Genomic DNA, 1225 nt, shown 5'->3' on the forward strand with positions numbered 1-1225 from the left:
GGCCAGGCGCGCCACGTGGTAGTCGAGCAGCGGGCGGCCGGCGGCCGGTAGCAGCACTTTGCCCGGCAGCCGCGTGCTGCCCATGCGCACCTGCGAGATAATTCCGGCGGTTTTCATGCGTTCAACTATTCGGGCTGCACCTTCTCCAGCAGGAACATCACGTCCTGGTTGCCGCGCTCAGCGTCGTTGATGTAGGGGTAGAGGTGCTGCTTCACCAAGCGCAGCTCGGGGTGGTTTTCCAGAAACACGCGGGCGAAATCGGTCTTCCACAGGAAGCCCTCGTTGCCGCGGTAGTTGATGGCCGTGGTGTCGGAGGCGAAGTATTCGTAGCCCATGATGTAGCGCTTCGAAGTGCGTACCATTTCGCCCATGATGCGCGGCAGGTCCTTGGGCGCGATGTGGATGAGCACGCCGTTGGTGCACACCAAGTCGAAGTAGTTGTCCTTGAAAGGCAAATCGAAGCCGCTGCCCTGCAGGATGTTCACGCCGCGCACGAACTCGCGGGCTTTCTCCACGGCGTAAGCTTGCAGTTCGATGCCGTACAGGTTCTGGAACCCCATGGCCTGCAAGCCCACCAGCTGCATGCCGGTGTTGCAGCCCACTTCCAAAATGCGGGCCTCGCGGGGCAGCTCGCCGATGAATTCGGCGTTCATTTCCAGCTTGGTGTGGCCGTAGATGCTGCGGTAAAACTCGTTCCACTCATCGAGCGGGCGGGAGTTGCGGTCGGTGTATTCGCGGCCGAAGTCGCCGGCCCAGAAGTCTTCTTGTTGGGTGTGCTGCAAGGTTGGGAAGTGTTGAATGTTGAGGGTTGAGTGTTGAATTGATTGTTCAGCGGCCTCCTTTTGAAACGTTAGCCAACTCAACATTCAACCCTCAACACTCAAAAATTCTGCAATGCACGCCACCACGTACGCCTGCTCCTCATCCGTCAGCGTCGGGAAGAGCGGGATGCTGAGGCAGTGCGCGTAGTAGGTTTCGGCCAGTGGGAAATCGCCGGCGTGCCAGCCCAGGTCCTCGTAGTAGGGCATGCGGTGCACCGGGATGTAGTGAACCTGCGCGAATATCTGCTTGGTTTTGAGGAAGTCGTAGAGCCCCTTACGGTCGGCCACTTCGATGATGTAGAGGTGGTAGGCGTGGCCGGGGCGGCCGGGGGCCAGCACCGTGAGGCCCGGCAGGTTAGCAAAGGCGGCATCGTACTGGGCGGCGAGCTGGCGGCGGCGGGCCA

Annotated in this window: 3 protein-coding genes; all 3 read right to left on the reverse strand. The window is 60.8% G+C overall.

The genetic code is table 11. The features are described from left to right. The coding region (locus ACYVDE_RS23340) for a cytidylyltransferase domain-containing protein (RefSeq protein ID WP_460503924.1) at positions 1-117 on the reverse strand (117 nt) is incomplete at its 3' end. An 8-nt stretch (positions 118-125) separates the two neighbouring features. Continuing rightward, entirely contained in the window at positions 126-782 is a 657-nt protein-coding gene (locus ACYVDE_RS23345; protein WP_460503922.1) for a pseudaminic acid biosynthesis-associated methylase, read from the reverse strand. Positions 783-866: 84 nt separating this feature from the next. Continuing rightward, positions 867-1225 (reverse strand): DegT/DnrJ/EryC1/StrS family aminotransferase (locus ACYVDE_RS23350; RefSeq protein WP_460503923.1); only part of this gene is annotated, 359 nt, incomplete at its 5' end.

It is taken from the genome of Hymenobacter agri, from assembly GCF_054778495.1.